This is a genomic window from Xenorhabdus bovienii (assembly GCF_024721015.1).
GTDB lineage: Bacteria > Pseudomonadota > Gammaproteobacteria > Enterobacterales > Enterobacteriaceae > Xenorhabdus > Xenorhabdus bovienii.
The window spans coordinates 1-2,147 of sequence record NZ_JANAIF010000174.1 but is presented as its reverse complement, the minus strand read 5'-3'; the positions used below and the strand labels follow the sequence as shown (position 1 = coordinate 2,147).

Genomic DNA, 2,147 nt, shown 5'->3' with positions numbered 1-2,147 from the left:
CCTCCCTACTTGCTGTGTTTTTCATACAAGGATGCGCGCAAAGCGGATCATTTTCTCCCCCAGTTAATGGAGAGAATGTTCATTTTATGGCCACTATTCCTGATGAGTTGGATACCTTACCTATTTCAGCCATGTATCGTTCTAAAATTTGCCGCAAAGAACGCCGAACCGCGAATATGCAGTCGTATTCTGTTCCGGGTTTTCATCGTGCTACTTATCCGTTATCAATTTGTCTGGCAAATCAAGTTGAGGTCAGTGTTCCTAAGGAGGGGGGCGGGAAGTGTGACTGGAAACTGAGTAATATTACTTTTGAAGTCAAGCTGAAAGATAAGTCAAAAATTGCGCCTCTTATTGACGATAATTTTGGATTTAATACGACATTTGTTATTGATGATAATGCACCACAAGAATTCGATGGTGGGTATATAAAAAAACAGGTAATTTAAATGAAGAAATTACTCTATTTCCTTTACTAAGAGAGCGGTTTTTAGGGGGACATAGTCAATCATTTTATTTGGTAGGAAAATATGATGTTATGACATATAAAATGGATAATGGTAGAAAAATTCATCTTAATGTCTTATATGAGAAAAACTTTTTAACTCATTGGCAGGGAAGAAAAAGTCAAGGTGCAGATACATCAATGACTTATCCTGACGGCACAATAATATACAATGGTGATGTAATACCAGACTTTGATAAATTAATGCGTATTCTTGAATCAAGAAATAGCAAACAGACTAAGATGACCGCCGCCGGTATTAATCCCACTTATCTTTATGAAGATCAGGCATCCGGCAAACGCGAAGATCGTCCTGGACTGGAAACCAAGGTGAGTGAATTGTGCAAGGAACTGGACATTACCCGGCAAACTCTGTACAGACATTATCCCCTAATGGGGAGCTGCGTCCAGATGGGAAAAAATTGCTTGGCCGGGTCTGATTGTGGGCTTATATCACATTGATAACTCACCAGTATGGGACGAGTGAAGATCATATCTGCCCTAACCGAACCTTCAAAAAGGGATAATCTCGTGACCATAAGCATTAGGCTCACTGTCGCAATAACACTGCTTACTGCGACACAGCCCATATTAGCTAAGATACCAGAAAATTTTGTCTATACCAGCTCCGGTGACCTCGAAGCGGCATCAGTCATTATGGCGCGTAGCGATATTGGCGGTGCGCAGATCGTTTATGATTGGCGTTCACTCGAACCTGAGAAGAACAAATACAACTTCTCGCAGATTGAGAAGGATCTGGCTCGTCTCAAGATAGCCAAGAAAAAACTTTTCATCCAGATCCAGGATCGGTTTTTTGAACAAAATGCCCGATACGTTCCCGATTATCTGATGAATGATGCCAGATACGGTGGTGGGATATCGCCACAATTTGATAATCCTGGCGAAGGAAAGCCGATTGGTTCGGGTTGGGTGGTACAGTAATGGGATCCTGCTGTGCGCCAACGTTATCAGGCTCTGTTGGCAGCGATTGCAGAGCGTTTCGATGGTCGAGTCTATGGTGTGAACCTACCAGAAACAGCCATTGATCTTGACGAAAAAAAGCTACCCAAGGGATTTTCCTGCGATAACTATTTCGCAGGCGAAATGGAAAACCTCACCTTTACGCGAAAGGTGTTCACCAAATCACATGTGGTGCAATATGTAAATTTCTGGCCGTGCGAATGGAACAACGACCACAATTACATGGGCCGACTGTTTGAGTTCGCGAGTGCCAATAATATTGGACTTGGCGGCCCAGATATTGTTCCCAACCGCAAGGCGCAAATGAAGAACTCATATCCATTCTTCAACAAATACAAAAGTAAGCTAGCACTCATTGCCATGGCAGTGCAGGAGCCGACCTTGACCTACAGGAACCCCAATACTGGTAAGCCCTTTATCAAGGACGAGTTTGTAGAATTCGCAGAAGATTATCTCGGTGCAGATATCATTTTCTGGAGCACGACGTCTCCTTGGTTGATAAAGAAATAGGTATCAATCGCTAAGGACAGAACCCGGTCAACTCCTCGACCGCACGAAAAAGTTTCGTGTCAGTCTCACGGTTCTAGTTAACCTTATATCTTGATTATCACTTTTACAGAGCGATAATCCCCTGACTGATCATCAGGGATGCTGTTGTGAGTTT

Annotated in this window: 2 pseudogenes; both read left to right on the top strand. The window is 42.9% G+C overall.

What is annotated here, in order from left to right:
- Nucleotides 1-736 (top strand): annotated as a pseudogene (locus NXS07_RS22280) (hypothetical protein); the annotation flags it as partial.
- Nucleotides 737-1,033: 297 nt separating this feature from the next.
- Nucleotides 1,034-1,993 (top strand): annotated as a pseudogene (locus NXS07_RS19590) (hypothetical protein).
- Nucleotides 1,994-2,147 lie beyond the last annotated feature (154 nt).